The 24,638-nt window shown below is 66.3% G+C and carries 24 protein-coding genes and 1 tRNA gene; 12 read left to right on the plus strand and 13 right to left on the minus strand.

Annotated elements, in window-relative coordinates:
- Window positions 1-60 precede the first annotated feature (60 nt).
- Together EIP85_RS01300 and EIP85_RS01305 are read left to right on the plus strand one after the other, a co-directional pair.
- Window positions 61-753, plus strand: coding sequence for a DUF1045 domain-containing protein (locus EIP85_RS01300; RefSeq protein ID WP_127900326.1), 693 nt, complete (start codon window positions 61-63; stop codon window positions 751-753).
- 115 nt (window positions 754-868) lie between these two features.
- Window positions 869-2,014 (plus strand): amidohydrolase family protein, encoded by a 1,146-nt coding sequence (locus EIP85_RS01305; protein ID WP_127900327.1) that lies wholly within the window; start codon window positions 869-871, stop codon window positions 2,012-2,014.
- A 1-nt stretch (window position 2,015) separates the two neighbouring features.
- Here EIP85_RS01305 and EIP85_RS01310 read toward each other — a convergent pair whose 3' ends face one another.
- From EIP85_RS01310 to EIP85_RS01325, 4 genes are all read right to left on the minus strand, one after another.
- Entirely contained in the window at window positions 2,016-2,471 is a 456-nt protein-coding gene (locus EIP85_RS01310) for a carboxymuconolactone decarboxylase family protein (RefSeq protein WP_127900328.1), read from the minus strand.
- 50 nt (window positions 2,472-2,521) lie between these two features.
- Window positions 2,522-3,019 carry an RrF2 family transcriptional regulator gene (locus tag EIP85_RS01315; protein WP_127900329.1) on the minus strand — a complete coding sequence of 166 codons (498 nt, stop codon included), beginning with the start codon at window positions 3,017-3,019 and terminating at the stop codon, window positions 2,522-2,524.
- A gap of 283 nt (window positions 3,020-3,302) precedes the next feature.
- Complete coding sequence (locus EIP85_RS01320; RefSeq protein WP_127900330.1) at window positions 3,303-4,409, minus strand: Gfo/Idh/MocA family protein; 1,107 nt, start codon at window positions 4,407-4,409, stop codon at window positions 3,303-3,305.
- Between the two features lie 12 nt (window positions 4,410-4,421).
- Window positions 4,422-5,123, minus strand: a complete 702-nt coding sequence (locus tag EIP85_RS01325) for a GntR family transcriptional regulator (RefSeq protein WP_127900331.1) — start codon at window positions 5,121-5,123, stop codon at window positions 4,422-4,424.
- A 101-nt stretch (window positions 5,124-5,224) separates the two neighbouring features.
- On the opposite strand from EIP85_RS01325, the gene EIP85_RS01330 reads away from it, so the two are divergent.
- The 4 genes from EIP85_RS01330 (at window position 5,225) to EIP85_RS01345 (ending at window position 7,707) form a co-directional block, all read left to right on the plus strand.
- Window positions 5,225-6,382, plus strand: a complete 1,158-nt coding sequence (locus EIP85_RS01330) for an LLM class flavin-dependent oxidoreductase (protein WP_127900332.1) — start codon at window positions 5,225-5,227, stop codon at window positions 6,380-6,382.
- A 39-nt stretch (window positions 6,383-6,421) separates the two neighbouring features.
- Complete coding sequence (locus tag EIP85_RS01335) at window positions 6,422-6,973, plus strand: flavin reductase family protein (RefSeq protein ID WP_127900333.1); 552 nt, start codon at window positions 6,422-6,424, stop codon at window positions 6,971-6,973.
- Window positions 6,974-7,245: 272 nt separating this feature from the next.
- A complete protein-coding gene (locus tag EIP85_RS01340) occupies window positions 7,246-7,545 on the plus strand; it encodes an ArsR/SmtB family transcription factor (protein ID WP_241559865.1) in 300 nt (99 codons plus the stop codon).
- Window positions 7,546-7,630: 85 nt separating this feature from the next.
- Window positions 7,631-7,707: transfer RNA gene (locus EIP85_RS01345), tRNA-Arg, on the plus strand.
- 48 nt (window positions 7,708-7,755) lie between these two features.
- Here the strand turns inward: EIP85_RS01345 and EIP85_RS01350 are convergent.
- The 6 genes from EIP85_RS01350 to EIP85_RS01375 all read right to left on the minus strand — a co-directional run bounded on the left by EIP85_RS01350 (window position 7,756) and on the right by EIP85_RS01375 (window position 14,494).
- Window positions 7,756-8,565, minus strand: a complete 810-nt coding sequence (locus tag EIP85_RS01350; RefSeq protein ID WP_127900335.1) for an ATP-binding cassette domain-containing protein — start codon at window positions 8,563-8,565, stop codon at window positions 7,756-7,758.
- Entirely contained in the window at window positions 8,558-9,430 is an 873-nt protein-coding gene (locus EIP85_RS01355) for an ABC transporter ATP-binding protein (RefSeq protein ID WP_127900336.1), read from the minus strand. The genes EIP85_RS01350 and EIP85_RS01355 overlap by 8 nt, the downstream gene beginning before the upstream one ends.
- Window positions 9,427-10,278 carry an ABC transporter permease gene (locus tag EIP85_RS01360; RefSeq protein ID WP_127900337.1) on the minus strand — a complete coding sequence of 284 codons (852 nt, stop codon included), beginning with the start codon at window positions 10,276-10,278 and terminating at the stop codon, window positions 9,427-9,429. The genes EIP85_RS01355 and EIP85_RS01360 overlap by 4 nt, the downstream gene beginning before the upstream one ends.
- Window positions 10,271-11,281, minus strand: a complete 1,011-nt coding sequence (locus EIP85_RS01365) for an ABC transporter permease (RefSeq protein WP_241559856.1) — start codon at window positions 11,279-11,281, stop codon at window positions 10,271-10,273. Before EIP85_RS01365 ends, EIP85_RS01360 begins: the two co-directional genes overlap by 8 nt.
- 62 nt (window positions 11,282-11,343) lie before the next feature.
- Window positions 11,344-12,873: an ABC transporter substrate-binding protein gene (locus tag EIP85_RS01370; protein ID WP_127900338.1), complete on the minus strand. Its 1,530-nt coding sequence runs from the start codon at window positions 12,871-12,873 to the stop codon at window positions 11,344-11,346.
- Between the two features lie 46 nt (window positions 12,874-12,919).
- Window positions 12,920-14,494 (minus strand): phytoene desaturase family protein, encoded by a 1,575-nt coding sequence (locus tag EIP85_RS01375; RefSeq protein ID WP_127900339.1) that lies wholly within the window; start codon window positions 14,492-14,494, stop codon window positions 12,920-12,922.
- A 118-nt stretch (window positions 14,495-14,612) separates the two neighbouring features.
- Here EIP85_RS01375 and EIP85_RS01380 point away from each other — a divergent pair, with 118 nt between their 5' ends.
- Genes EIP85_RS01380 through EIP85_RS01405 form a run of 6 tightly spaced genes read left to right on the plus strand, consistent with a single transcriptional unit; the run spans window position 14,613 to window position 21,728 of the window.
- Window positions 14,613-15,401 carry a cyclase family protein gene (locus EIP85_RS01380; protein ID WP_127900340.1) on the plus strand — a complete coding sequence of 263 codons (789 nt, stop codon included), beginning with the start codon at window positions 14,613-14,615 and terminating at the stop codon, window positions 15,399-15,401.
- Between the two features lie 4 nt (window positions 15,402-15,405).
- Window positions 15,406-16,974 carry a phytoene desaturase family protein gene (locus EIP85_RS01385; RefSeq protein ID WP_127900341.1) on the plus strand — a complete coding sequence of 523 codons (1,569 nt, stop codon included), beginning with the start codon at window positions 15,406-15,408 and terminating at the stop codon, window positions 16,972-16,974.
- Window positions 16,971-17,453 (plus strand): MarR family winged helix-turn-helix transcriptional regulator, encoded by a 483-nt coding sequence (locus EIP85_RS01390; protein ID WP_127900342.1) that lies wholly within the window; start codon window positions 16,971-16,973, stop codon window positions 17,451-17,453. Before EIP85_RS01385 ends, EIP85_RS01390 begins: the two co-directional genes overlap by 4 nt.
- 13 nt (window positions 17,454-17,466) lie before the next feature.
- On the plus strand, window positions 17,467-18,015 hold the full coding sequence (locus tag EIP85_RS01395; protein WP_127900343.1) for a VOC family protein: 549 nt from the start codon (window positions 17,467-17,469) through the stop codon (window positions 18,013-18,015).
- 15 nt (window positions 18,016-18,030) lie between these two features.
- Window positions 18,031-20,181, plus strand: a complete 2,151-nt coding sequence (locus EIP85_RS01400; protein WP_127900344.1) for a thiamine pyrophosphate-dependent enzyme — start codon at window positions 18,031-18,033, stop codon at window positions 20,179-20,181.
- Complete coding sequence (locus EIP85_RS01405; RefSeq protein WP_127900345.1) at window positions 20,178-21,728, plus strand: indolepyruvate oxidoreductase subunit beta family protein; 1,551 nt, start codon at window positions 20,178-20,180, stop codon at window positions 21,726-21,728. The genes EIP85_RS01400 and EIP85_RS01405 overlap by 4 nt, the downstream gene beginning before the upstream one ends.
- 60 nt (window positions 21,729-21,788) lie before the next feature.
- On the opposite strand, the gene EIP85_RS01410 is transcribed toward EIP85_RS01405, so the two are convergent.
- The 3 genes from EIP85_RS01410 to EIP85_RS01420 all read right to left on the minus strand — a co-directional run bounded on the left by EIP85_RS01410 (window position 21,789) and on the right by EIP85_RS01420 (window position 24,486).
- Window positions 21,789-22,916 carry an aminotransferase class V-fold PLP-dependent enzyme gene (locus tag EIP85_RS01410; RefSeq protein ID WP_127900346.1) on the minus strand — a complete coding sequence of 376 codons (1,128 nt, stop codon included), beginning with the start codon at window positions 22,914-22,916 and terminating at the stop codon, window positions 21,789-21,791.
- Window positions 22,917-22,936: 20 nt separating this feature from the next.
- Window positions 22,937-23,611 (minus strand): amino acid ABC transporter permease, encoded by a 675-nt coding sequence (locus EIP85_RS01415; RefSeq protein WP_127900347.1) that lies wholly within the window; start codon window positions 23,609-23,611, stop codon window positions 22,937-22,939.
- Window positions 23,612-23,682: 71 nt separating this feature from the next.
- Complete coding sequence (locus EIP85_RS01420) at window positions 23,683-24,486, minus strand: ABC transporter substrate-binding protein (protein ID WP_127900348.1); 804 nt, start codon at window positions 24,484-24,486, stop codon at window positions 23,683-23,685.
- Window positions 24,487-24,638: the final 152 nt, after the last annotated feature.

A 24,638-nucleotide genomic window follows, 5' to 3' on the forward strand; every position in this document is an offset into this window, starting at 1 on the left:
TTGGTCTTCGTCCCCGGGCTGGGCTATCCTGCGCCTCCGGGCCGAGGGGAGAGGGCGCGCATGGTGGGATATCGACGCTACGCGGTCTATGCCGCGCCCGAGGGCGCGCTGGGGGCGTTCGGCGCCGCATGGCTGGGCTGGGACGCCACGCGCGGCGCGGCGGCGGAGGCGCGGGAGGTGGTGCCCGGCCTGCCCTGCCCGGCCGAGGAGCTGGTGGCGGGGCCGGACCGCTACGGCTTTCACGCCACGATCAAGGCGCCGTTCCGGCTGGATGCGGGGCGGGATGCGGATGCGCTCGACCGGGCGCTGGCGGCCTTCGCGGCCGCGCAGGCGCCGGTTGCGCTGGAGGGGCTGCGGCTGGCGCGGCTCGGCGCCTTCGTCGCGCTGGTGGCGGAGGGGGAGACGGCCGCGCTCGACCGGCTGGCCGCAGAGACCGTGCGCGAACTCGACGGCTTCCGCGCCCCGCTGCAGCCCGAGGAGGTCGCGCGGCGGCGCCCGGAGCGGCTGAGCCCGCGGCAGAAGGCACTGCTGGACCGCTGGGGCTATCCTTTCGTGATGGAGGAGTTCCGCTTCCACCTGACGCTGACCGCGCGGCTGCCGCCCGGGCAGGCGGAGGCGGTGGAGGCGGCGCTGGCGCCCCGGCTGGCACCGGTGCTGCCGCGGCCCTTCCCGATCTCCTCTCTCTGCCTTTTCGGCGAGGCGGCGGACGGCTACTTCCGGCTTCTGCGGCGCTATCCGCTGGCGGGCGGGTGAGCCGCGGGCGCGCGCATCAGCATTTCCCCGTTCGCGCCTGATTTCCTTGTCATAACGACGATACAGATTCGGGTTATCCACAGGGGAGATCCACCCTCTGTTCCCTGGTTTCCCGATGGTCTACCTGCCCCCCCTGCGCCTGACTGGCGCGACGATCCTGCGCGATGGCGAGATGCAGCGCCGCTCTCTCGGGCTGGCCGACGGGCGGATCGCGCCCGGGCCGTTTCCGGAGGTCGACCTCGGCGGCTTCCTCCTGATGCCGGGGATCGTCGATCTCTGCTTCGACGCACCCGCCGGGGGCAGCGCGGCGCTGTCCCGGGCGCTGCAGGCGGCCGGGCGGACCGCGGCCGCGGCCGGGATCACCACCGGCTTTCTTGCCCAGGGCTGGAGCTGGGAGGGCGGCCCCCGGGCGCCCGCCCGCGCGGCGGCGGTGGGGGCCGAGCTGGCCCGGACGCGACAGAGCCTGGCGGCCGACCTGCGGCTGCGGCTTGATTGCGAGACCCATCTGACCGACAGCGGCGCGGCGCTTCTGTCCATGATCGAGGCGGCGGGCGGCGGCTATGTCGTCTTCCGCGACACGGCGGAGCGGGCGGAGGAGGCCTGGCACGCCGATCCCGCGGGCTTCGCTCTGCGTGCCTGGGCGGCGGGGCGGACGCCGGAGGAGCATCTGGCGGCGGCGGCAGCGGCCCGGGGACGCGCACGCGAGGTGCCGCGCCATCTCTGCCGGCTGGCCGAGGCGTTCGACCGGCTGGGCCTGGTCTACGGCAGCCACGGCGATGCCGATGGCGAGACCCGCGAAGGCTTCGCCATGATCGGCGCGCGGGTGGCCGACTGCCCGGCGACGCGCAAGGCCGCCGCTGCCGCCCATGCGATGATGAACCCGGTGCTGCTGCCCGCGGACGGCATCGCCGGGCCGGGCGAATGCCCCCGGCGTGACCTGATCCGTCAGGGGCTCTGCGATGCGCTGGTCTCGGCCGGGCGGCCCGGGGCGCTGGCGGAGGCGGCCTTTGCGCTGGTCGAGCAGGGGATCCTCACCCTGCCCCGCGCCTGGGCGCTGATCTCCGCCCGGCCGGCAGAGATCCTGCGGATGCCGGACCGCGGCGCGCTGACGCCCGGTTTGCGCTCCGATGTCGTCGCGGTGAATGCCGAGAGCCGCGCGGTGGAGGCAGTGATCGCGGGCGGACGGCTGACCCATCTGGCGGGAGAGGCGGCGCGGCGGTTCCAGAACCAGCCGCGCGCGCTGGCGGTGGCGGCCGAATAGATCAGGCCGCGGCCCGGGCGACCGGGTGGATCGCCTGGAACGGCACGCTGAGCCGGTTCCAGACATTGATCATCCCGATCGCCACGGTGAGGCGGGTCAGATCGGTCTCGGAAAACTCGAAGCGCGTGGCGCGGAAGAGATCCTCGCTCACCCCGGCCTGGGACAGTCGGGTGACGGCTTCGGTCCATTCCAGCGCCGCTCGCTCTCGGGCGGTGAAGAGCGGCGATTCGCGCCAGGCGGCGACGAGGTAGAGGCGCTGCTCGCTCTCGCCATCGGCGCGGGCCTCGCGGCTGTGCATCTCGACGCAATAGGAGCAGCCGTTGATCTGCGAGGCGCGGAGCTTGACGAGATGCAGCAGGCTGCGCTCCAGCCCGCAGGCCTCGACGGCCTGGTTGAGGGCGGCCACCTGCTTCAGCAGATCGGGGGCAGCGGCGAAGAAATTGAGCCTCGGTTCCATCTTGGGGTCCTTTCGGGGAGAGTGAGGGGTTGGGAGAGTGTGAGAGGCGATCAGGCCGCGCCGCGCCGGTTGGCGGCGACAAAGGCCGCGCCGCGAGCGATGGAGCGTTGATCGGATTCGGCGAGAAAGCCGGTGACGATTTCGGCCAACGTGACCTCGGCCAGGGCGGCGCGATAAGCGCGCTCGGCCTTAAGCATGGCGCGGTTGATGCCGCAGGCCTGCCGGAAACACTCCGCCGGCAGGGCGCCGGGGCCGCGCTGGCGGATTTCGCCGCAGCGGAAGGCGGGCTCGGCCCCCTCGACGGCCAGAACGATGTCGAGCAGCGTGACCGCATCGGCCGGACGGGCCAGCCGGTAGCCGCCCGCGGGGCCCGGGACGGAGGCAAGGATCCCTGCCCCCACCATCGCCTGCAGATGCTTCACGAGGTAGCTGGGCTTGAGGCCGTGATACTCGGCCAGCGCCTGCGCCGGCAGCACCGCCGTGCCCTCCAGCCCCACCATCATCGCGGCGCAATGCACCGCCGCTTCCACGCCATCGCCGAGTTTCATGCGCGCCTCCGATTCTGTCTACTTTTTATCCTGGATCTTTTTTATCCGCAATAGGCACGAACCCCGGAGCGCGCAAACGAAACGGGCGGGCCCCGGAACCGGAACCCGCCCGCACTCGTGCTGAAAACAATGTCCTCAGGCCTCCAAGCCGTCAGGACGCTAGTATCCTGGCCCAACTCCGCGACGGGAACGCGACCGTGACGGGAAGAATTCGTGACAAACGGGTGTTTCTTCCGGGGCGGTCGCGCCTCGCGAGCGGGGCTCATACCAAGTCTGGCCCGGGTCAGCCCGGGGCGTAGCCCTCCTCGGCCAGAACGATCGCGCGGCCGGTGGCGGCGGATTTCTGTGCCGCCATGCCCATCGCGACAGCCCACCAGCCGTCGGTCAGCGTCACCTCGGGCGCGCCGCAGCCGTGCAGGACGCCGTGGAAGCCGCGGTGCTGGTAGAAGGTGGAGCCGTTGTGGTCGCCTGCCGCCAGTAGCGCGGGGTCGACCGGGATCTCTACCGCCTTCGGGCCCTTCGGGTCGCGCGGGCTGACGATCAGCTGCGGCACCGGCGGCGCGCCGAGACGGTCCGGCCAGAACCGCCCCGGCCCGGGCACCAGCGCCTCGATCTTGCCCTTGGGGCCGACGGCCGAGATCTCTTCCTGATAGCGCGCGCCTTCGGCGAACATGCAAAGCTCCAGCATCGCGCGCGCGCCCGAGGCGAAATCGACGATGACATAGGCATTGTCCCAGATATCGGGGATACGGCCTCCATAGGTCTCGTCGAGATGGTTCACCGCCTGCCCGCCAGAGGCCATGACGCGGACCGGGTCCGACCCCAGCGCGCGGCGCATCAGGTCGAAGAAATGGCAGCATTTCTCGACCAGCGTGCCGCCCGTGTTGGCGTTGAAGCGGTTCCAGTCGCCGACCTTCTCGAGGAACGGGAAGCGGTGCTCGCGGATCGTCAGCATGCGGATGCCGCCGGTCGCTGCCTCGGCTTCGGACAGCAGGGCCGCGACGGGGGGCATGTAGCGGTATTCCATCGCCACCCAGATCGGCGCCGGATAGGCCGCGCGCAGGGCCGCGACGCGGGGCGCGTCGCCCGGGTCGGTGAACAGCGGCTTTTCGCAGAGAACCGGCAGCGGGCGGATTCGGGCGATCTCCTCCAGCTGGCCAAGATGCATGTGGTTGGGGCTGACGATCACCAGCGCGTCGAGCTCGGGCCGCGCCAGCAGCTCGCCCACCGAATCCACCATCCGCGCCTCCGGCGCCCGCGCGGCAGCCTTCGCCCGCATGGCCGCGTCCGGCTCGTAGATCGCGGTGACCCGCGTGTCCGGCAGCAGCGCGATATTGGCCAGATGCTCCTGCCCCATCATCCCGCAGCCGATCAGCCCGTAGTTCAGCATGTCCGTTCGTCCCTATTTCAACCGCGCCACGTAGCGCGCCTTTTCCCAATCGAACCAGCTTCGCGAGACTTCCGCCACGCGGCCGTCCTGCGCCCGGCTCTGCCGCTCGATCACCGGGGCGGCGGCGCCGGGGCGCGGCCCAAAGGCCGCTGGCGCCCAGTCAGGCACCTCGCCCAGGCCGATCCGGTCCTCGGCCCGCTGCACCCAGAGGCCGAGGGTCCGGCGGTAGTAGAGGTAGAGCGATTCAGAAAGCTCCTCGGCCGTGATCCGCGTGGCGTAGGAGGCGTCGAGCCAGATCTCCTCCACCGCGGCGGGCTCTCCGGAAAGGCGGCGAAGCCGGCGGATGCGATGCGCCTCGGGCGAGGTTCCGAAGGCCGGCAGGTCGGCGGGCTTCTCCATCCGGGTGACAGAGAGGACCTCTGCCGTGGGCAGCCCCCCGCCCTCGGGCCGCTCCAGCCGGAAGAAGGCATAGAGGCTGTCGACATCGGCCTTTGCGCGGATGTAGTTGCCGGAGCCCTGCACCCGCTCGAGGATGCCCTTCTCCTCGAGATCCGCCAGGGCCTTGCGCAGCGTGCCGACGGCGATGCCCAGCTCCGCCGCCATCTCGCGCTCGGGGGCGAGCTTCATGCCGTCGGCCAGCCGCCCCGAGGCGACATCGCGCACGATCAGCTCGCTGATCTGCTGGTAGATCGGAAGGGATCCGGTGCGGGGCATGGGGGTCCGAAAGCGGGGTGAAAGCGGGGCGGCGATAATTGATACACTATTGATCTACATTTTCCAGCCTGCTACGCAAGTGAAAATTCTGGGAGGAATCGATGAGCATCGTCCCCATCACATCCGAAGGCCTCGAGGCCGCCGAAATCGCCTGGTTCTCCGCGCTCTGCTCGGACGATTACCGCTACCTGGGCGTGCCCGACGGCAGGCTGCGCTCCTCCTGGGCGCATTGCTCGGAGATCGTGACCACGGCAGAGGAGCTGGGCTTCCGCAACATCCTCTGCCCCTCGTCCTATCAGGTGGGCCAGGACACGCTGAGCTTCGTGGCCGGCTGCGCGCCGATCACATCGAAGATCAACCTGCTGGCGGCGGTGCGCTGCGGCGAAATGCAGCCGATCATGCTGGCGCGCACCATCGCCACGCTCGACCACATGCTGGAGGGGCGGCTGATCCTCAACATCATCTCCTCCGACTTCCCCGGCGAGAAGGCGGAGAGCGCCTTCCGCTACCAGCGCTCCCGCGAGGTGGTGGAGATCCTGCGCCAGGCCTGGACCCGCGACACGATCGATTACGAGGGGCAGATCTACAGCTTCAAGAACGTGCCGACCGAGCCCGCCCGGCCCTACCAGCAGAACGGCGGGCCACTGATGTATTTCGGCGGCTATTCCCCCGACGCGCTGGAGCTTTGCGCCCAGCATTGCGACGTCTACCTGATGTGGCCGGAGCCGAAGGAGCAGCTGGCCGAACGGATGCGCGCCGTCCATGCCCGGGCGGAGGCGCATGGCCGCACGCTCGACTACGGCCTGCGCGTCCACATGATCGTGCGCGACACCGAGGCCGAGGCCCGGGAATATGCCGAGGAGCTGACCTCGAAGCTCGACGACGAATACGGCCGGCTGATCCGCGAACGGGCGCATGACAGCGGCAGCCTCGGCGTTTCGCATCAGGCGCGGGCGCGGGAGCTCGCGGACCAGTTCGGCTATGTCGAGCCGCATCTGTGGACCGGGATCGGCCGTGCGCGCTCCGGCTGCGGGGCGGCGCTGGTGGGATCGGCCGACCAGGTGCTGAGCGAGATCGAGGCCTACCAGAAGATGGGCATCCGGGCCTTCATCTTCTCCGGCTATCCGCATCTCGACGAGGCCCGGCACTTCGGCACCAAGGTGCTGCCCGAGCTGAAGACCTGCTCGCTTCCCCATGCCTATGGCCGGGTGCCGGCGTCCACGCCCGCGACGCCGCTTGGCACCGGCCCGAGGCGCTGAGCGGGTTGAGCCGGGCGCCGGGGCGCAATAGATGGAACCATGGGCGGCCGGAACGCCGCCCCGATTGCCAACGGAGCCGCCGTGAGCGACGCGACTGAAACCGCCTTCACCCCCGGGCCCGGGACGGCCCGCGCCTTCCGCGACGCGCTCGGCCGCTTCGCGACCGGCGTCACGGTGGTGACCACCCATGGCCCGGCCGGGCCGGTGGGCGTGACGGCGAACAGCTTCGCCGCCGTCTCGCTGGACCCGCCGCTGCTGCTGTGGTCGCCGGCCAAATCCTCGCGCCGCTGCCGCGCCTTCACCGAGGCCCGGGCCTTTGCCGTCCATGTGCTGGCCGCCGACCAGCTGGAGATCAGCCGCCATTTCACCCAGCCCGACGATCATTTCACCGGGCTCGACTGCTCCACCTCGCCAGAGGGGATCCCGCTGATCGAGGGCACACTTGCGCGCTTCGAATGCAGCACCGAGGCGACCCATGACGCGGGCGACCATGTCATCGTCATCGGGCGGGTGCTGCGCGCGCGGTTCCGCGACGGCGTGCCGCTGGTCTTCTCGCAGGGCCGCTACGGTGCCCTCGCCCCCTTGCCGTAATCGCAGAAAGCGGGCAGAACGGCTGGCGCCGCGGCCCCTGGCGCACGCCCGAGCTGGGCGCAGCCTTGTCCTTAAGGCATCATCACATTAAGATAGGATGATGTATCGGCAGGCGCCGGTCCCGTTTTCCTGCGGCAACGGGCGGCGCGGCGGAAGGAGACGCGCGCATGAACTCCCAGGCGACAGCCCGTATCGGCGGAGAGGACGACAGCACCCCGGTCCCACCGCAGGTGCAGGATTTCGACAATTGCGCCAAGCTCTCGATCGACGAGATGGCGGGCCAGGCGCAATCGGCGGCGAACTTCCTGAAGGCGCTGGCGCATGAGGGGCGGCTGATGATCCTCTGCCACCTCTCCTCGGGCGAGAAATCGGTGACCGAGCTGGAGCTTCTGCTCGCCTCCCGCCAGGCGGCGGTCAGCCAGCAGCTTGCCCGGCTGCGGCTGGAGGGGCTCGTCGCCTGCCGGCGCGAGGGCAAGGCGATCTATTATTCGCTGGCCGACGAGAAGGTGCGCCGCACCATCGCGCTGTTCTACGACATGTTCTGCAAGCCCGGCGCCCGGGCCCAGGCCTGAGCGCCCTGCCCCGGCGCGCGGCACGCGCCACGGGCATTTTTTCGGTGTGCAGAGCGGCGCAAACCGTCTATCAAGCGGCCCGTGCGGCCCCGTAGCTCAACTGGATAGAGCAAGGACCTTCTAAGTCCGAGGTTGAGGGTTCGATTCCTTCCGGGGTCGCCATTCTGCCGGCTTGTTGCGGATGCCTGCCGACATCTGCGGTTCGACCGCTCAGTTCCAGCCTGGCTGATCGAGAGTGGGCAACGGAATGGCATCCAGAAGTCCGCGGGTATAGGAATGCCTGGGCGCGGCAAAGATTTCGGCCGAGGGTGCCATCTCGACGATCTGTCCGGCGCGAAGAACCATGACGTCGTCGCAGAGCCGGCGGATCACGGAGAGGTCGTGACTTATGAAGGCAAGTGTCAGACCCAACTCTGCCACCAGTCCCTCCAGAAGCCGAAGAACCTGCGCCTGGCTGGAGACGTCGAGCCCCGATACGATCTCGTCCGCAAGGATGAATTCCGGGCGCAGGGCGATTGCGCGGGCAATCCCAACGCGCTGACGCTGGCCCCCTGACAGCTCATGCGGATAGCGGTTGCGGAAGCCGCGCGGCAGGCCGACGTGATCCAATGCCTCGTCCACCCGGCGATCGATCCCGGTCAATCCGTGCAGACGCAAGGGGGCGGCTATAATGCCCTTCACCCGGCGCCGCGGATTGAGCGAGGACATCGGGTCCTGGAAGATCATCTGGAAGCGACGCCGCAGGGGGCGCAGTGCCTGCTCGTCCAGATGACTGATGTCCTGCCCGTCGAAGACGATCCGTCCGGACGTGGGTTCCAGCAGCCGCACCAGGGCGCGGGCAAGAGTGGATTTTCCCGATCCCGATCCGCCAACGATGCCGAGCACCTTGCCCCGCTGGATCGTGAAGCTGATGCCGCGCAGGATCTCGATCCGCGCGGCCAGACCGACAAAGGACTTGCCCACGAGGTCGGGCAACGACAGGCGCAGGTCCTCGACCCGGAACAGCGATTGCTCAGACATGGCGCCACTCCCTGTCGGCGGCGTCCACCTCGGCCTGCACCGCGGCCAGAACCTCCGGGCCCACGGGCATCAGGCTTCCCTCCGGATCGGTATACTTCGGCGTGGCGGCAAGCAGCGCTGCCGAATAGGCGTGGCCCGGAGCGCGAAAGAAGTCGGCGACCTGCGTATCTTCGAGAACCTTTCCGGCATAAAGCACCGAGAGGCTCTGGCACACCTTGGACACCACGCCCAGATCATGTGTCACGAAAAGCAACGCAGTGCCGTGGCGGGCCTGCATTCCCGCGATGATCTTCAAGATCTGCTTCTGAACCGTCACGTCCAGCGCGGTCGTCGGCTCATCAGCGATGATCAGGGCGGGCTCGGCGGCGAATGCGGATGCGATCAGGATGCGCTGCCGCATCCCGCCCGACAACTCGTGCGGGTAGTTGCGCATCACGCGGGCCGGGGCGGAAATATTCACCTCTGCCAGCAATTCGAGCGCCCGCGCCTCAGCCTTTTCGCGCTTCCAGCCGAGGATATCGACAAGCCGGTCCGTGATCTGGGGCCCGATACGATGCGAGGGGTTGAGCGCGGTCAGGGGATCTTGCGGGATGAGCGCCGCGATCCGCCCGATCCGGCGACGCCGTTCGGCCGGCGGCAGGGTCAGAATGTCCGTGCCCTCGAGCAGGATGCGCCCCTCCACCACTTCGGCGGAGCGCGGCAGGATGCCCAGGACCGCCTTGCCGATCATGCTTTTGCCCGCGCCGCTTTCCCCTACCAGCCCGCGCACCTCGCCCCTGTCGAGCCGAAGCGAGACCGACCGCAGCAACCGCGGGCCATTCTTCAGCGCGACGCTGAGGTTTTCGATTTCCAGAAGAGCCGTCATCGCAACACCGGGTCGAAGCGGTCCTTCAGCCCTTCGCCGAACTGGCTGAAGCTGAGAACGGTAAGAAAGAGAGCGATGAGCGGGAAGACGAGCACCCACCACGCCTGATAGATCGTCGTGCGCCCTTCGGCGATCATGCCGCCCCAGGTCGGGGCGTCGGTCGAAATCGACAGGTTCACGAAGGACAGGATCGCCTCGACGATGATCGCGATCCCCATCTCCAACGACAGCAGCGCCACGATCGTCGGCAGCACGTTTGGCAGGATTTCCGTCAGCATCGTGCGCTGGCGGGAAAAGCCCGCAACCTGCGCTGCGGCAACGTAATCCATTGCGCCCTGGTTCATCGCCTCGGCGCGGATCACGCGCGCAAAGCGGGTCCAGTCGATCACGACGATGGCGATGATGATCGATCGCAGCCCCGTGCCCAGAACCGCAACCAGCAGGATTGAAAACAGAACCGGCGGGAAAGCCATCCAGATATCGACCAGGCGCGATATGATGCGATCCGCCCAGCCCCGATAGAAGCCCGCGACAAGGCCAAGGGTCGATCCGACCAGCGCCGTCAGCGTGCCGGCAATGAGCGCTACCTGCAACGCAATACGTCCACCCCAGATGATCCGGCTGAGGACATCCCGGCCGAGACTGTCTGTGCCAAGCCAGAAGCCCGGTTCGGTTCCATGCACCCAGAAAGGCGGGAGTTGCCCCGACATGAGATCCTGCGCCAGCGGATCCTGAGGCGCGATCATCGGGGCGAAGGCAGACGCCAAGCAGACGATCAGCAGCCATCCCCCCGACAGCCAGAGACGCGCCCCGACCCGCCGATTGATCGAACCGCGCCCGTCAAGCATGGCGCAGCCTCGGGTTCAGGGCGGCATAGGTGAGATCGACGACAAGGTTCACGGCGGTGAAGATCACCGCGAAGCATATCACGATCCCCTGGATCAGCGGCAAATCGCGGTTGACGACTGCGTCGATCGCCATGTTGCCCAGCCCTTCGTAGGAAAAGAGTCGCTCGACGATTACCGTGCCGCCGATCAGGAAGGTGAACTGCACCCCGGTCAGGGTCAGCGTCGGCAGGATCGCGTTGCGCAGTGCCTCGCGCAGGATGACGCGGGTTTCGCTGTAGCCCTTGGTCCGGGCCAGCGTGACGTAGTCAAGCTCCATCGTTTCCTTCAGGGATTGCTTGAGAAGTTGCCCTATGATCGCCGCCAGCGGCAACGCCAGGGCAAGCGCAGGCATGAACATATGGGCCAACAGGTTGGCGGTGACGTCGAAGCGCAGACGGACGATACTCTCGATCAGGTAGAACTGGGTTTCGAAGTTCAGCTGCAGGTCCGGCGAGATCCGCCCCGATATGCTGAACAACGGGATCAGAACGCCGAAGAAGATGATGAGCAGCAGCCCCCAAAGGAAATCTGGGATCGACAGCGCCGCGCCGTTCGCCACGTCGATGCCGGTCTCGATCTGCGTGCCACGAAAACGCACGGCCGTCAGCGCCGACGCGCCACCGATGAGAATGGCCATGACCAGCGCCATGGTCGCCAGTTCCAGCGTGGCAGGAAGCCGGCCAAGCACGAGCCCCAGCACCGGTTGGCGCAACGAGATCGAGGTGCCGAAGTCGCCATGAAGCACACCCCAGAACCAGATCACGAACTGCTGCGGGATTGACTTGTCCAGGCCGTAGAGCGCCTTCAGCCGCACGATGTCGGCCGGCGTCGCCCCGGGTGGCAGCATCATGGCGATCGGGTTGCCGGGCACAACGCGCACCACGGTAAAGACGATGACCGCGACGCCGAACAGCGTGATTGCAGTCGAAAAAAGCCGGATGAGAAAGCGAGCAAGCAGGTCCAAGAGATGCGGTCCGGATCAGCCGGGGCTGCCCCGATGGGCAGCCCCGATACCACGGGTAAGGCTCAGGCGCGCGTCATCAGCGCGGGCAGCAGCGCCCCCGACCCGTGCGGCACCACCTTGACGCGTTTGTCTGCGAGGATCGGCTGCACGTATTGGAGCAGCGGAAGCACGTCGCACTGTTCCGCGATGTAGCGATCCACCGCCTTCCAGCCCGCGATCCGCTTCGCCTCGTCCTTCTCGGACCAGAGCGGCCCGATGCGGGCGTCCACGTCCTTCGTCTTCCATGAGGAATGCGGCGAGGGACCGAACATCGCAAAGCCGGTCGACGTGGTGGGATCTCCGATCGAGTTGCCCCAGTCGTAGAAGGCCGCGGGCGCAAGCTTGTGCGCAGCGCGCAGCTCGAAGTGCTTCGCGATCTCGTACACCTCGATCTCGGCCTCGATCCCGACCTTCCGCCACATGCCGACGATCGCCTGGATCATCTCGTAATCCTTGGGCTTGTAGCCCTTGGTCGTCTGGATCTTGAACTTCACGGGCTTCTTGGTCGAATAGCCCGAGGCGGCCAGCTTCTTCTTGGCCAGGGCCGGATCGTAGGGCACCTTGATCGAGGCATCATAGGCCGCGTAACCGGGCGCCTCGAGCGTATCGATAGGCACTCCGTAGCCTGACAACAGCCGGTCGATGATCAGCTTCTTGTTCACCGAGTGGCAGGCCGCCTGACGGACGTTAGGATCCTTCATCACGCTGTCGTTGTTGAGGAAGATCATGCCGATATCGGTGATCGGGTGCGCATAACCATGCAGGCGCGCCTTGCCCTTCAGGCGGTCGTACTCCTCGTAAGGCACTTCCAGCGTGACATGGGCATTGCCGGATTCGACCTGGGCCACGCGGCTGGCGGAGTCGGGCACGAACTTGATCGTGACGGTGTCAAATTCCGGCTTGCCGCCCCAGTAATGCGGGTTCGCCTTGAGGCGAACATAGGAATTCCGCTCGAAGTGATCGACCATGTAGGGTCCGGTGCCGATCGGCTTCGCCTCGAACCCGGCGGCGCCGACCTTTTCATAATAGGCCTTCGGCATCACGTAGCCGGTCAGGAACGACATCCACTTGAAGATGGTGGGATCGAACTGCACGACATCAGCGGTGATCTTGTTGCCGTCGGCCTTGAAGTTGGCCAGGTTCTTCCAGGTGAACTGGATCGGGTTGCCGGTCTTCGGATCGGCGGCGCGCTGGAGCGACCAGACCACATCCTCGGCGGTAAAGGGCGATCCGTCGTGCCATTTCACGCCGTCGCGAACGGTCATGTGGACCTGCGTCTTGTCGGCATTCCAGCCCCATTCGGTCAGAAGGCCGGGGGCGAAGCTCAGGTCAGGTTTCTGAAGGATGAACTGGTCGAAGACCGACTGGTAGACACCCTGGATCGTCGGGTTCACCGCAGATGGGCCGACGGTCGGGTCCCAGCTCGGCAGGTTGACGTTGTAGGCGATGACGAGTTCGTCGATCGGCGCTGCGAAGGCGGGCAGGCCTACGGAGCTCAGGGCCAGCGTAGCGCCGGACAGCTTCAGTAACGATCTCCGCGAGAAATTAGGCATGGACGTGTTCCCTGTTGTTTTGTGTTTCTGCGTTATTCGGTCTGGATCAGTTCCCGGCGAGGCGGCGGGCCAGCAAGAAGCCGGCCCCCGCCCCTACCCCGGCACCGGGCCAGACACCCGCGCCGGTAAGGTGAAGGTTTCGAATGGGCGTCGATCCGTCCGCGTGGCCACGCACCGGCCGGAACAGGAAGTTCTGCGACAGGTGATGGCTGCCGCAGACCTGGTCGCCCCCCACCAGGTTGGGATTGTCCGCCTGCAACTCCAGCGGGCTGACGACGCGCCGGGCGATGATCTTGGCCCGCACCCCGGGCGCATAGCGGTCAAGGATGTCCAGCGCGCGATCTGCCATGGCCTCTTTCACCACGTCCCAGTCGGTCGCGGCGATCTGACCGGCGGCATCGCCACGGATTTCGGCCGGCACCATCCGAAGCTGCATCCACAAGATGTGCTTTCCGTCGGGTGCGCGTGTCGGGTCGATGGCGGTAGGCTGACCGACCACCACGATCGGCTCGTCCGGAAGAAGACCCGCCCGTGCCTGCTGGTAGGTCCGCGCCATCTGGTCAAGCGAGGGTGCGAGGTGGACATAGGCGAATTCACGCAACTCGGCACTCGCCTGCCAGTCCGGCAAATCCTCCATCGCGAGATGGATCATGAGCGTGCCGGGCGCGTGGGCGTAACCGGACAGGCCCGCATCGACCCGTGCGTCCCCGGTCGTGCCGCCGAGAAGACCCGGCAGGGCGCCCGGGGCCACATTGGCGATCACCGCCCGTGTGCCGGTCAGGATGCGCCCATCGGCCAGCCGAACACCGGTTGCACGGCCATGCTTGTGAACGATCCCCGCGGCCTCGGCATTGCACTCGATCGTTCCGCCGCGCGCCTCGATCATCCGAACGAGGGATGCGATCATGGCATCCGCCCCGCCCTTTCCGAGGACCATCCCGAAGGACTCATTCGCCATCGCTTCGAGATAGGGGAACATCGCGCCCCCCGCGATGTCCGGGGCGAAATCGAGATGCATGCCCCATGCCGCGAGCGTCGCCCGGAGTTCTGCAGATGCAAAGGTTTCAGTCAGCCACCTGCGCGGCGATGAAAGCAGGAAGCGGATCAGGTCCAGACTGCCCGCCAACCCCTTTCGCCGCAATACTTTAAATCCAAAAGTTGCTAATGCACGCATTGTCATCGGACTGCCAAGCAGGGCGAAGATATCGCCCGCCCGATCCGGAAACCCGGCCAGAAGAGCATCCCAGCGATCCGCGTCCGCAGGGTTCAATGCTGCGATGCGGCGACGGGTAGCATCCACATCCGTCCCGACGCCCATCCACTTTCCATCGGGGAAGACAGACGAAAAACACTTCTGAACCGGCGCGAATTCCAGGCCATGTCGGCCCAGTTCTTCGCCATATTGCTTAAAAAATGGAGATCCGGCGAAAAGCGACAGGTTCATGGCTCCCCAGTCATGGCGAAAGCCGGGGGTGGTTAGCTCCATCGTCTTGACGGCTCCACCGGGGAGGGAAGACCGCTCGACCACGCACACGCGCCACCCCTTCGCGGCAAGATGCGCCGCGCAAGCCAGGCTGTTGTGCCCGGCACCGATCAGGACCGCGTCATAGGAGGACGTCATCTCTTCCCCTCGCCAACGTCAGAGTATAATTGCAAACGCAAATAAATTTGTCTAGCATCATCGGCAGCGAAACCCGCGCCGGCCAAGTGGGGCGGCGCAAGGCAACAGGGAGAACGAAATGACCGCCGCCGCGACACTTGATGAACTCGCCGCCATGCTCGTATCGGGCAAGGTCGAGGTCGTGGACCTTTCCGGCCTACTCGGGCCAGATACGCCACTGCTGAAACTGCCGCCGGAACTGGCGGTGGACACACCCAAGATCGAAGTTCACAGAATTTCGGAATACGATCAGGACGGGCCGTTCTGGGCGTGGAACTGGCTCAAGATCGGCGAGCACTCGGGAACGCATTTCGATGCGCCGCATCACTGGATTACCGGCAAGGACTACCCCGACGGCTATACCGACACGATCCCAGTGAAGAACTTCGTGGCCCCGGTGAATGTCATCGACTGCTCGGATGCCTCGGCGAAAGACAATGACTTCCTGCTGACCGCCGAGGGCGTGAAGGCCTGGGAGGCCGAACACGGTGAGATCAAGGCCGGCGAATGGGTTGTGATGCGCTCCGACTGGGACAAGCGCGCGCATTCCGAAGAGCTTTACCTGAATGCCGACGCGACAGGGCCGCATTCCCCGGGCCCGACCCCGGACTGCATCGAATACATCCTGTCCAAGGGCGTGATCGGCTGGGGCACCCAGTGCATCGGCACGGATGCGGGCCAGGCCGGCGGGATGGAACCGCCCTTCCCCGCCCACAACCTTCTGCACAAGGCAAACCGCTATGGCCTTGCCAGCCTCGCCAATCTGGACAAGCTGCCGCCCAAGGGCGCGATCCTCATCGTTGCGCCACTGAAGCTGGTGAACGGCACCGGCAGCCCGATCCGCGCACTGGCCCTGGTGGCCCGCTAGGCACATGCGAGGCTGGGATCACGTCATCATCGGCAGCGGCATCAACGCGCTTGTCGCCGCGGCGCTGCTGACCGGCAAGGGGGCCCGCGTCCTCGTCCTCGAACGCGAGGACGAGGTGGGCGGCTGCATGAAGACGGCCGAGATTACCCTGCCCGGCTTCCAGCATGACGTGATGGCCGCCACCTTCGTTCTGTTCCTGACCTCTCCGGCCCATGCTGCGCTTGGCCCTGCGCTGGCGCGGCACGGGCTGGAGTTCTGCCAGACGCCGCATCCGACCGCCGTACTGCGCCCGGACGGGCGGGCGCTGGTGCTGACGATGGACCGGGCGGCGAATGTCGCCGCCTTCGATGCGCTGTCGCCGGGCGACGGTGCGGCCCATGCCGAAGACGTGGGCGGGGTCGAGGCGGAGGCTCCTTTTCTGTTCTCCCTGTTGGGCGGTGAACTCTGGAGTTGGCCGACACTGAAGCTCGTCGCCCGCGAGGCATGGCGGCGCGGCCCGCGCGGGCTGGCCGCCTGGGTCGGCCGCGCGCTGGTGCCAGCGCGCGGCTGGCTGGAGACGAGCTATCGCTCCGACATGGTGCAGGCCCTTTGGGCGCCCTGGGTGCTGCATGCCGGGCTGACGCCGGAGTCCGCCTATTCCGGCCAGATGGGCAAGGTCATCGCCTTCGCGCTGGAGGCCGCGGGGGCGCCGGTTGCCAAGGGCGGCGCGGGGGCCGTCGCACGGGCCTTCCGCGCGCTGATCGAGGCGCAGGGCGGCACCATCCGCACCGGCACCGACGTCACCCGGATTCTGACGTCGAAAGACCACGTGACCGGCGTCGTCACCGCCTCGGGAGAGGAGATCGCGGCGCCGTCCGTCATCGCCTCGGTTGCGCCGGGGCAGCTGTACGGCCGCCTGCTTGGCGATGCGGCCCGCCCCGAGGACCGCGCCGCGAGCGGCCAGTTCCGCCACGGGCGCGGCGATCTCCAGCTCCATTTCGCGCTGTCGCAGCCGCCGGAATGGCTGACACCCGGGCTCGACAACGTCGCGCTGATCCATCTTTCGGACGGGGTCGACGCGGTGTCGAAATCCGCGAACGAGGCCGAACGTGGTATGCTCCCCGAAACCCCCACGATCTGCGTCGGACAGCCGGCCAGCCTCGATCCGTCGCGCTGCCCCGAGGGGCAGGCCATCCTCTGGCTGCAAATTCCCGACGCGCCCCGCCGCATCAAGGGCGACGCGGCAGGCATCATCCCGACAACGCCGGACTGGACCGAAGCGACCCGCGAAGCCTTCGCCGACCGGATCGAGGCGATCCTGTCCCGCCATATCCGCGACTTCTCGGCGATACGGCTGGCCCGCCGCGCCTTTTCGCCGGCCGACCTCGAGGCGATGAACATCAATCTCGTCGGGGGCGACCCCTATGGTGGCGCCTGCTCGGTCGACCAGTTTTTCCTGTGGCGCCCATTCGCGCATTCAGTAAACGGCAACACGCCCATCCGCGGCCTGCACCAGATCGGTGCCTCGACCCATCCCGGGCCGGGACTGGCCGGCGGTTCGGGCTATCTGTTGGCCAAAAGGATGGGCGCATGAACGATCAGATCAAACCAACGCTCGACGAAGCACCGCGGCTCGGCGAAATCGGCCTGCAGAACTTCGCCCCCTATCTGATGAACCGCATCATGGGCCGCTACAACGCAAGCCTGCGTCAGGAGATGGCGGCACTCGGCCTGACAACGGCGAAGATGCGGACGCTGGCGGTGCTTTCCGTGATCGACGGGCTGCAAATCAGCCGCCTTGCGGTCTACGCGGTGATCGAGCCATCGACGCTGAGCCGCGCGCTTGTCGCGCTGGAGACCGAAGGGCTGGTGAGGCGTGAGGCCGACGCCAGCGACAGCCGCGCAAGCCGGGTCGCGATAACCGAAGCCGGTCGTGCCGCCTTCGACCGGCTCTGGCCGTCTATGGCCCACAGCTATGCCCATATGTTCGCAGGCATCCCCGAGGAAGAGCGCCGTGCCTTCGTGGGCACGCTACAGAAGATGCTTGCCAATATCCGCATACACGACTTCTGAAGGAGACAACCGCATGCCCGACCATCCACCCAGCCCCCTGCCCGGTCTGCGCGGGATGGATCACGTCGGGCTGACAGTGCCCGATCTGGCGCAGGCGGAGGCCTTCTTCACCGAGGTTCTGGGCTGCGAGGTCGTAACCCGTTTCGGCCCGTTCCGCGACGATAGCGGCAGCTTCATGCAAGATGTGCTGGACGTCGACCCGCGTGCGGTAATCCTGACGATCTCGCTTCTGCGCTGCGGCAGCGGCAGCAACATCGAGCTGTTCCAGTACGAGGCCCCCGACCAGCAGCGCCTTGCCCCGCGCAACAGCGACATCGGCGCCATGCACCTTGCCTTCTACGTTGATGACATCGCGGCCGCGGCCGAGCAGTTGCGCGCGCGCGGTCTGCGCGTTTTCGCAGGGCCGCTTCAGATCACTGAAGGGCCCGCGGCCGGTCAGTCCATCCTTTATTTCCGCGCGCCCTGGGGCCAGCAGCTGGAACTGATCACCTACCCGCAAGGCATGGCTTACGAGGCCGGCGCAAAGACGCTGCTCTGGTCGCCCCGCGCGCCCACCCATTAAGGCCAGGAGAGGACGATGGCAGAACGGTCATTCGCAAAGGAAGTGCAGAAACTGCGGCTTGGCGAAGGCGAGACCTTCACCGGCGAGGGCATCCTTGCGATCACCAAGGCGCTTCTGGAATGCGGGGTGGGCTACGTCGGGGGTTACCAGGGGGCGCCGATCAGCCACCTGATGGATGTGCTGGCCGATGCGCAGGACATCCTTGCCGAGCTTGGCGTCCGCTTCGAGGCCAACGCCTCTGAAGCGGCGGCAACGGCAATGCTGGCGGCCTCGGTCCACTATCCGATCCGCGGTGCGGTCACCTACAAGGGGCCCGTGGGGGTCAACGTGGGATCGGATGCGCTGGCCAACCTCGCCTCGTCCGGGGTCAATGGCGGCGCGCTCATCATCGTGGGCGAGGATTACGGCGAAGGCTCGTCCATCATGCAGGAGCGCAGCCACGCCTTCGCGATGAAAAGCCAGGTCTGGCTTATGGACCCGCGCCCAAGCCTGCCCACCATCGTCAGGGGGGTCGAACAGGGGTTCGAGCTGTCGGAGGCCTCGAATACGCCGGTCATGCTGATGGTGCGGATCCGGTCCTGTCACGTCACCGGCACGTTCACCACGCGCGACAACCGCCGTCCGGAAATGACGGTGGCAGACGCGCTGGCCAATCCCAGCAGCGATTTCAATCGCGTTGTTCTGCCGCCGATGTCCTTCGTTCAGGAGCAGGACAAGGTGAAGAACCGATGGCCGGCCGCGATGAAATTCATCAAGGAGCAGGGTCTGAACGAACGGTTCGGACCCAGACAGGCCCCCGTCGGCATTGTGTTGCAGGGGGGGATGTACAACGGCGTGATCCGTGCCCTTCAGCGACTTGGGCTGGCCGACCTCTCGGGCGACAGCCAAATCCCGCTTTATGTCCTGAACGTCACATATCCCCTTGTCCCTGACGAATTCCTGTCTTTCTGCGAAGGCAAGGAGGCCGTTCTGGTCGTGGAGGAAGGCCAGCCCGAGTTCATCGAGCAAGCGTTCGCGGCGATGCTCTACAAGGCCGGCGCGCGGATTGCGCTTCACGGCAAGGATATCTTCCCAATGGCCGGGGAATACACCGGTCAGGTGATGCTGGACGGGATCGAAGGGTTCCTGCGCGCGGTCGCGCCCGCTTACCTGCCTGCCCAGCGGCTCGCCCCCAATTCCGAGAATGCCCCGATCCCGGACCTGTCCAAGACCGTCCCGATCCGCCCGCCGGGTTTCTGCACCGGCTGTCCGGAACGTCCGATCTTTGCCGCGCTGAAACTCGCGCAGGGGGAATTGGGCAAGCATCAGATCACCGGCGATATCGGCTGCCATCTCTTCGCCTGCCTGCCCCCGTTCGAGATCGGCGGCGCAACGATGGGCTACGGCCTCGGCCCGGCTGCGAACGCCGCTTTTGACGGTGGCGGAGAGCGACGGCCGATTTCCATCATCGGAGACGGCGGGTTCTGGCACAACGGGCTGTCCTCTTCCATCGGCAACGCGGTCTTCAACAAGTCCGACAGCCTGACAGTGATCGTGGACAACTACTATTCCGCCGCCACCGGCGGTCAGGACGTGCTGTCTTCGCGCGCCGACAATGCCACGAAATCGACCAAGCACCCGATCACCGCCGCCCTGAAGGGCGTTGGCGTCGAATGGGTGCGCCAGATCGACCGCACCTATGACGTGCCGAAGATGCTCGCGACCATCCGCGAGGCGCTGACCACCGATTACAAGGGCCCCAAGGTCATCGTCGCATCGTCCGAATGCATGCTGAACCGACAGCGGCGCGAGCGGCCGCAGCGCAACCAGGCGATCCGCGAGGGGCGGCGGGTCGAGGCGCCCCGCTTCGGCGTGGACGAGGCGATCTGCACAGGCGACCATGCCTGCATGCGCCTGTCGGGTTGCCCGTCGCTGTCGCTCAAGGTGCTGGACGATCCGCTGCGCGACGACCCGATCGCATCCATCGATACCAGTTGCGTGGGCTGCGGGAACTGCGGCGAGGTGGCCGATGCCGCAGTGCTGTGCCCTTCGTTCTACCGTGCCGACGTCGTCCACAACCCGAGCGAGCGCGATCGAAAGCGGGCCCGCTTTGCCGCGCGTGTCATCGGCTGGCTGCAATCCAGGCGCGCGGCCCGGCGACTCACGTTCACGGGAGAGACGGCATGAACGCCCCTTTTGCCAAACAGCCCCCTGATCCCCGCCTTGGCGGTATCCTCAAGCTCGCGATCATGGCCGTGGGCGGACAAGGTGGCGGCGTCCTGACGGGCTGGGTGGAAACTGTCGCGCGCGCAAACGGTTACGCCGTACAGGCCACCTCGGTCGCCGGCGTGGCACAGCGGACCGGAGCCACAATCTACTACATCGAAATGGCGCCCGAGACCGAACATCCACCCGTTTTCTCACTGCTGCCGGCCGCCGGGGACGTGGACGTGCTGGTCGCAGCCGAGATGATGGAGGCGGGCCGTGCGATCATGCGGGGGTTCGTCACACCTGACCGCACGACGCTGATCGCCTCCAGCCACCGCGCGCTCGCGGTGTCCGAGAAGATCGTCCCGGGCCACGGCATCGCCAGCGCGGATGAGGTCATGGCCGCGATCGAGGTTGCAGCCCAGCGCCATGTCGTCTTCGACATGGACCATATCGCGGTTGAAAATGGCACCGTGATCTCGGCAAGTCTGCTGGGCGCCATTGCGGGTTCCGGGGCCCTCCCCTTCGGCCGCGACGCATTTGAAGAGGCGATCCGCGGGAGCGGTCGCGGCGTCGAAGCGAGCCTTGCCGCCTTCGCCAAGTCCTTCGAGATTGCCGCGGCGCGTGACGAAGGCACCGGCAGCCCGGACGTCTCTGCACCGGGACCGCGCGCGGCTGCCGCGCCCGCCGGGCCTGCGCGCCTTCTGGCGAAGTGGCAGAAGGTCATGGCCCGCGTGGCCGCGCTGCCCGCACCCGCGCGCGATATGGCCGGGGCCGGTCTACGGAAGGTGGTGGATTTTCAGGACCTCGCCTATGGGCGCGAATATCTCGACCGGCTGGAAAAGGTCGTGGCTCAGGACAGCGAACAGCGGGCTTGGGTCCTGACGCGCGAGGCGGCGAAATACATCGCAAACGCGATGGCCTATGACGACATCATCCGGGTGGCCGATCTGAAGACACGGCCGGACCGCTTCCGCCGCATCGCACAGGAAATGCGGGCAACCGATGCGAACCTGTTGCATCTGACCGAGTTCTTTCATCCCCGTGCCGCGGAATTGGTAGGCCTTCTGCCCGCCCGGATTGGCGCGGCGGTGCAAGCGCGCCCGGGCTGGATGGCATGGATCGACCGTCATTTCGGCAAGGGCCGCCGGATGCGCAGCGACCGGCTCTGGCCGTTCCTGCAGCTCCACCTCTTGGGCGGGCTGCGGCGCTGGCGGCGCGGAAACCTACGTCACCGCGAAGAGCGCGCCCACATCGAAGGCTGGTTCGTTACGGCGATGGGACGTGTGGCCCGGGACTACGACCTTGCCGTGGAAACCATCCGCGCGCGGCGGCTCATAAAGGGCTATTCGGACACTCATGCCCGCGGTTTGTCGAAGTATGATCGCGTCATGGAGGGGATCACGCTGGTTGAAGGCCGCCCGGACGCTGCCGACTGGGCCCGCCGCCTGCGCGAAGCCGCTATGCAGGACGAAAAGGGCGAACAGCTTGACGGGGCACTGGCAACGATCCGTTCTTTCCTTTGATCGGGGTAGTGCCTGTCGGACAAGTGGCGCGCGTCACCGCGACCCGTCGGCGGGACTTCATCAGGCTACGGCCTCCCCGAGGACGGAAAGCATCCTTTCCACACCTTCGGCGGTTGTCATGACGCCTGGGGACAGGCGCAGCACCTGACCGCGGGCATCGGCGAAGACATGTGCGTCCCGGAACCGCCCGAGTACGGCAGCTGGTGCGACGCGCTCATCCAGACGCAGCATCACGCTGCCGCCCCGCTCCGCTTCGTCTCGCGGGCTGACAAGCGGCAAACGAAGCGCATCAAGCCCCTCGATTATCCGTGCCGACAAGGCCCGGTTGTGGGCCAAGATCGCCCCTTGATCCTGATCTGCGTGCCAATCCAGCGCAGGGACGGACGCCACGGCCGCCACAATGCCAGGCGTGCCACTGTCGAAACGCCGTGCGTCCGGGGCGAACGCGAATTTTTCCAGGTCCCAGGAAAACGGGTTGTCCTGACTGAACCAGCCACGCAGTTCCGGCTGGCATTCTGCGATAAGGGGTGCCGCGACCTGCAGGATCCCGGCGCCCGGCGTGCCGCACATCCATTTCAGGCTGGTCGAGATGGCAAAGTCCACAGCGGGATCCTTGACGTCGAACGGAAGAAGCCCGGCAGCCTGCGTGATGTCGACCCCGACGAGGCTTCCCATCTGGCGCCCATGCGACACCAGTCCCGAAAGATCACAGCGATGCGACGTTGTGGAGGACACCCACGTCAGCAGTGCCAGCCCGACGTCGTCCCCCCAGCGGTCGATCATGTCTTCATCCCGCACCCAGCTTTCGCCCTGCCGGATCGGCACGGTGTCCAGGGTGAAACCAAGCCGAGTGGCAAGTCCGGACAGCAGGAAGTGCAGAGATGGAAAGCAGTCCCCGGCGACCAGCAACCGCTTTCCCTTCAAGTGCCGGGCAGGCAAGGACGTGACCAGCGCGTGCAGGGCAACGGTCACGTTTTCAGTGGTGGTTAGCGTCCCCTCCGGCGCACCGATCAGGGCGCCCCAGCGATCGATGAACCGCTGGCGCAGGGGAAGGAGTCCGCCCCATTGGCCGTCATCATCCGCCCCCCAGATCTCGGCGAACCGCGCCATGGCAGCGGCGAGGTCGGCGGCTTTTCGCGGGTAAAGGCCAATGGAATGATAGAGGAAATAGGCGTCTCCGCTTTGCATCTCTTTCTCGCGCTTGTCGATCAGTGATGGGTCGGGGCGCCGAAGCGGCGCTCAAGCCGGCTGGTCAGGCGGACGGCGGGCCAGAGCAGGGCGACATAGATCACCGCTGCCCCGATCAATGGCGTGGGGTTGGCAAACAGCGCCTGGCTGTCGGTCGCCTGTTTCAGCAGATCGTTCATCGCCACGACGGACGCGAGCGAGGTATCCTTCACCAGCGAAACCGAGTTCGAGGCAAGCGGCGGGATCACCAGCCGCACGGCCTGTGGCAAGATCACCTTCTGCATCGTGCGCCAGAAAGGCAGGCCAAGCGACTGCGCTGCCTCGAACTGGCCCTTGGGAACCGCCTCGATCCCGGCGCGGACGCATTCCGCCGTATAGGCTGCCATCACGATGGACAGCGCAACCGCAGCCGCGGCAAAGGACGACAGCGTAATGCCGACGAAGGGCAAGGCGTAATAGATCAGGATCAGCACCACCAGCATCGGCATCGCCCGAAGCACGTCGATGTAGAACACTGCCAGCAATCGCAATGCGCGCGGCGCGTAAAGCCGCATCAGACAGATGAGCACGCCCCCGATCGTGCCCAGCACGATCGCCGTAATGCTGAGCAGAAGCGTATTGCCAAGGCCGCGCAACAGTATGGGAAAGGATTTGCGGAAAACTTCCGCGTTGAAAAAGATATCGATTGCGTTCATCGCCCTGCCCCTTGAACACAGGCCCCGGCGGCGGAAAGCATGTCCGCTGCCGGGGCCCTGGACCTGCCAGCCTAGTTCGTCGCGGTCGGAACAGGCATTGCCGTCAGCGTGTAACTGTCGGGCTTGGGATCGACACCGAACCAGTGATGGTAGATGGCCTTCATGGTGCCATCCTTCTTCATGGCCGACATGGCATCGTTGATCTTTTGCAGCAGCGGTGCGTTCTTCGGCATCATCATGGCAAATTTCTCGCCGGTCTGGATCTCGATCGGCACGTCGAGGCCCTTCATCTTCGTCATGGCGTAGCGCAGGCCCACGATGTCGTTGGCCACAGCATCCACCCGGCCATTTGTCAGGTCGGTCAGCATGTTGGACAAGGTGTCATAGCTCTTGTAGGACCGGTAGCCGATCTTGTCCTTGCGTTGCTTCAGCCAGTTCTCCCCGAACGAGGTGGCAATGGAGCCGACGACCTTACCTTTGAGGTCGCCCAGGCCGTGGATATTCTCGTTCGCCAGCGTAGCGAACCCGAGCGCACCCGCCACGATGGGCTGGGTGAAGGATTGGCTCTTGAGCCGGTCGTTCGTGATGGTCAGCGACGAGATCACCAGATCAACCCGCCGCGAGGCCGAAGCCACGAAGAGCGCCTTGAAGTCCATGCCCTCAATCTTCGGCGTCATGTCCAACCGCTTGGCAATCTCCTTTACAATATCGACTTCGAAGCCCTGAAAGTTGCCCGAGGCATCTTTGAATTCCCACGGCGGGTTCGCCGGGTAGGAGGCCACCCGCAACACGCCGGCCGCCAGAGCCATCGTCCCCGAGGCGGCCATCGTCGCCGCCGCGAGAAAGCCGATAACACCTCTCCTGCTGATTTTCATTATACACTCCCCTGTTCACACCGGCACGTTGTCACGCCGGACTGGCCCGATGCTGACATATTTCCCTCACGGCGCAATAATTATTTTGGGATTGAAATATTTAAGCCTGAATTTGTTCTTCGGGCCATAGTTTCCTGGGCTTTGGTCGGCCA

Origin of the sequence: Solirhodobacter olei (genome assembly GCF_004010155.1) — a bacterium.
GTDB lineage: Bacteria > Pseudomonadota > Alphaproteobacteria > Rhodobacterales > Rhodobacteraceae > Solirhodobacter > Solirhodobacter olei.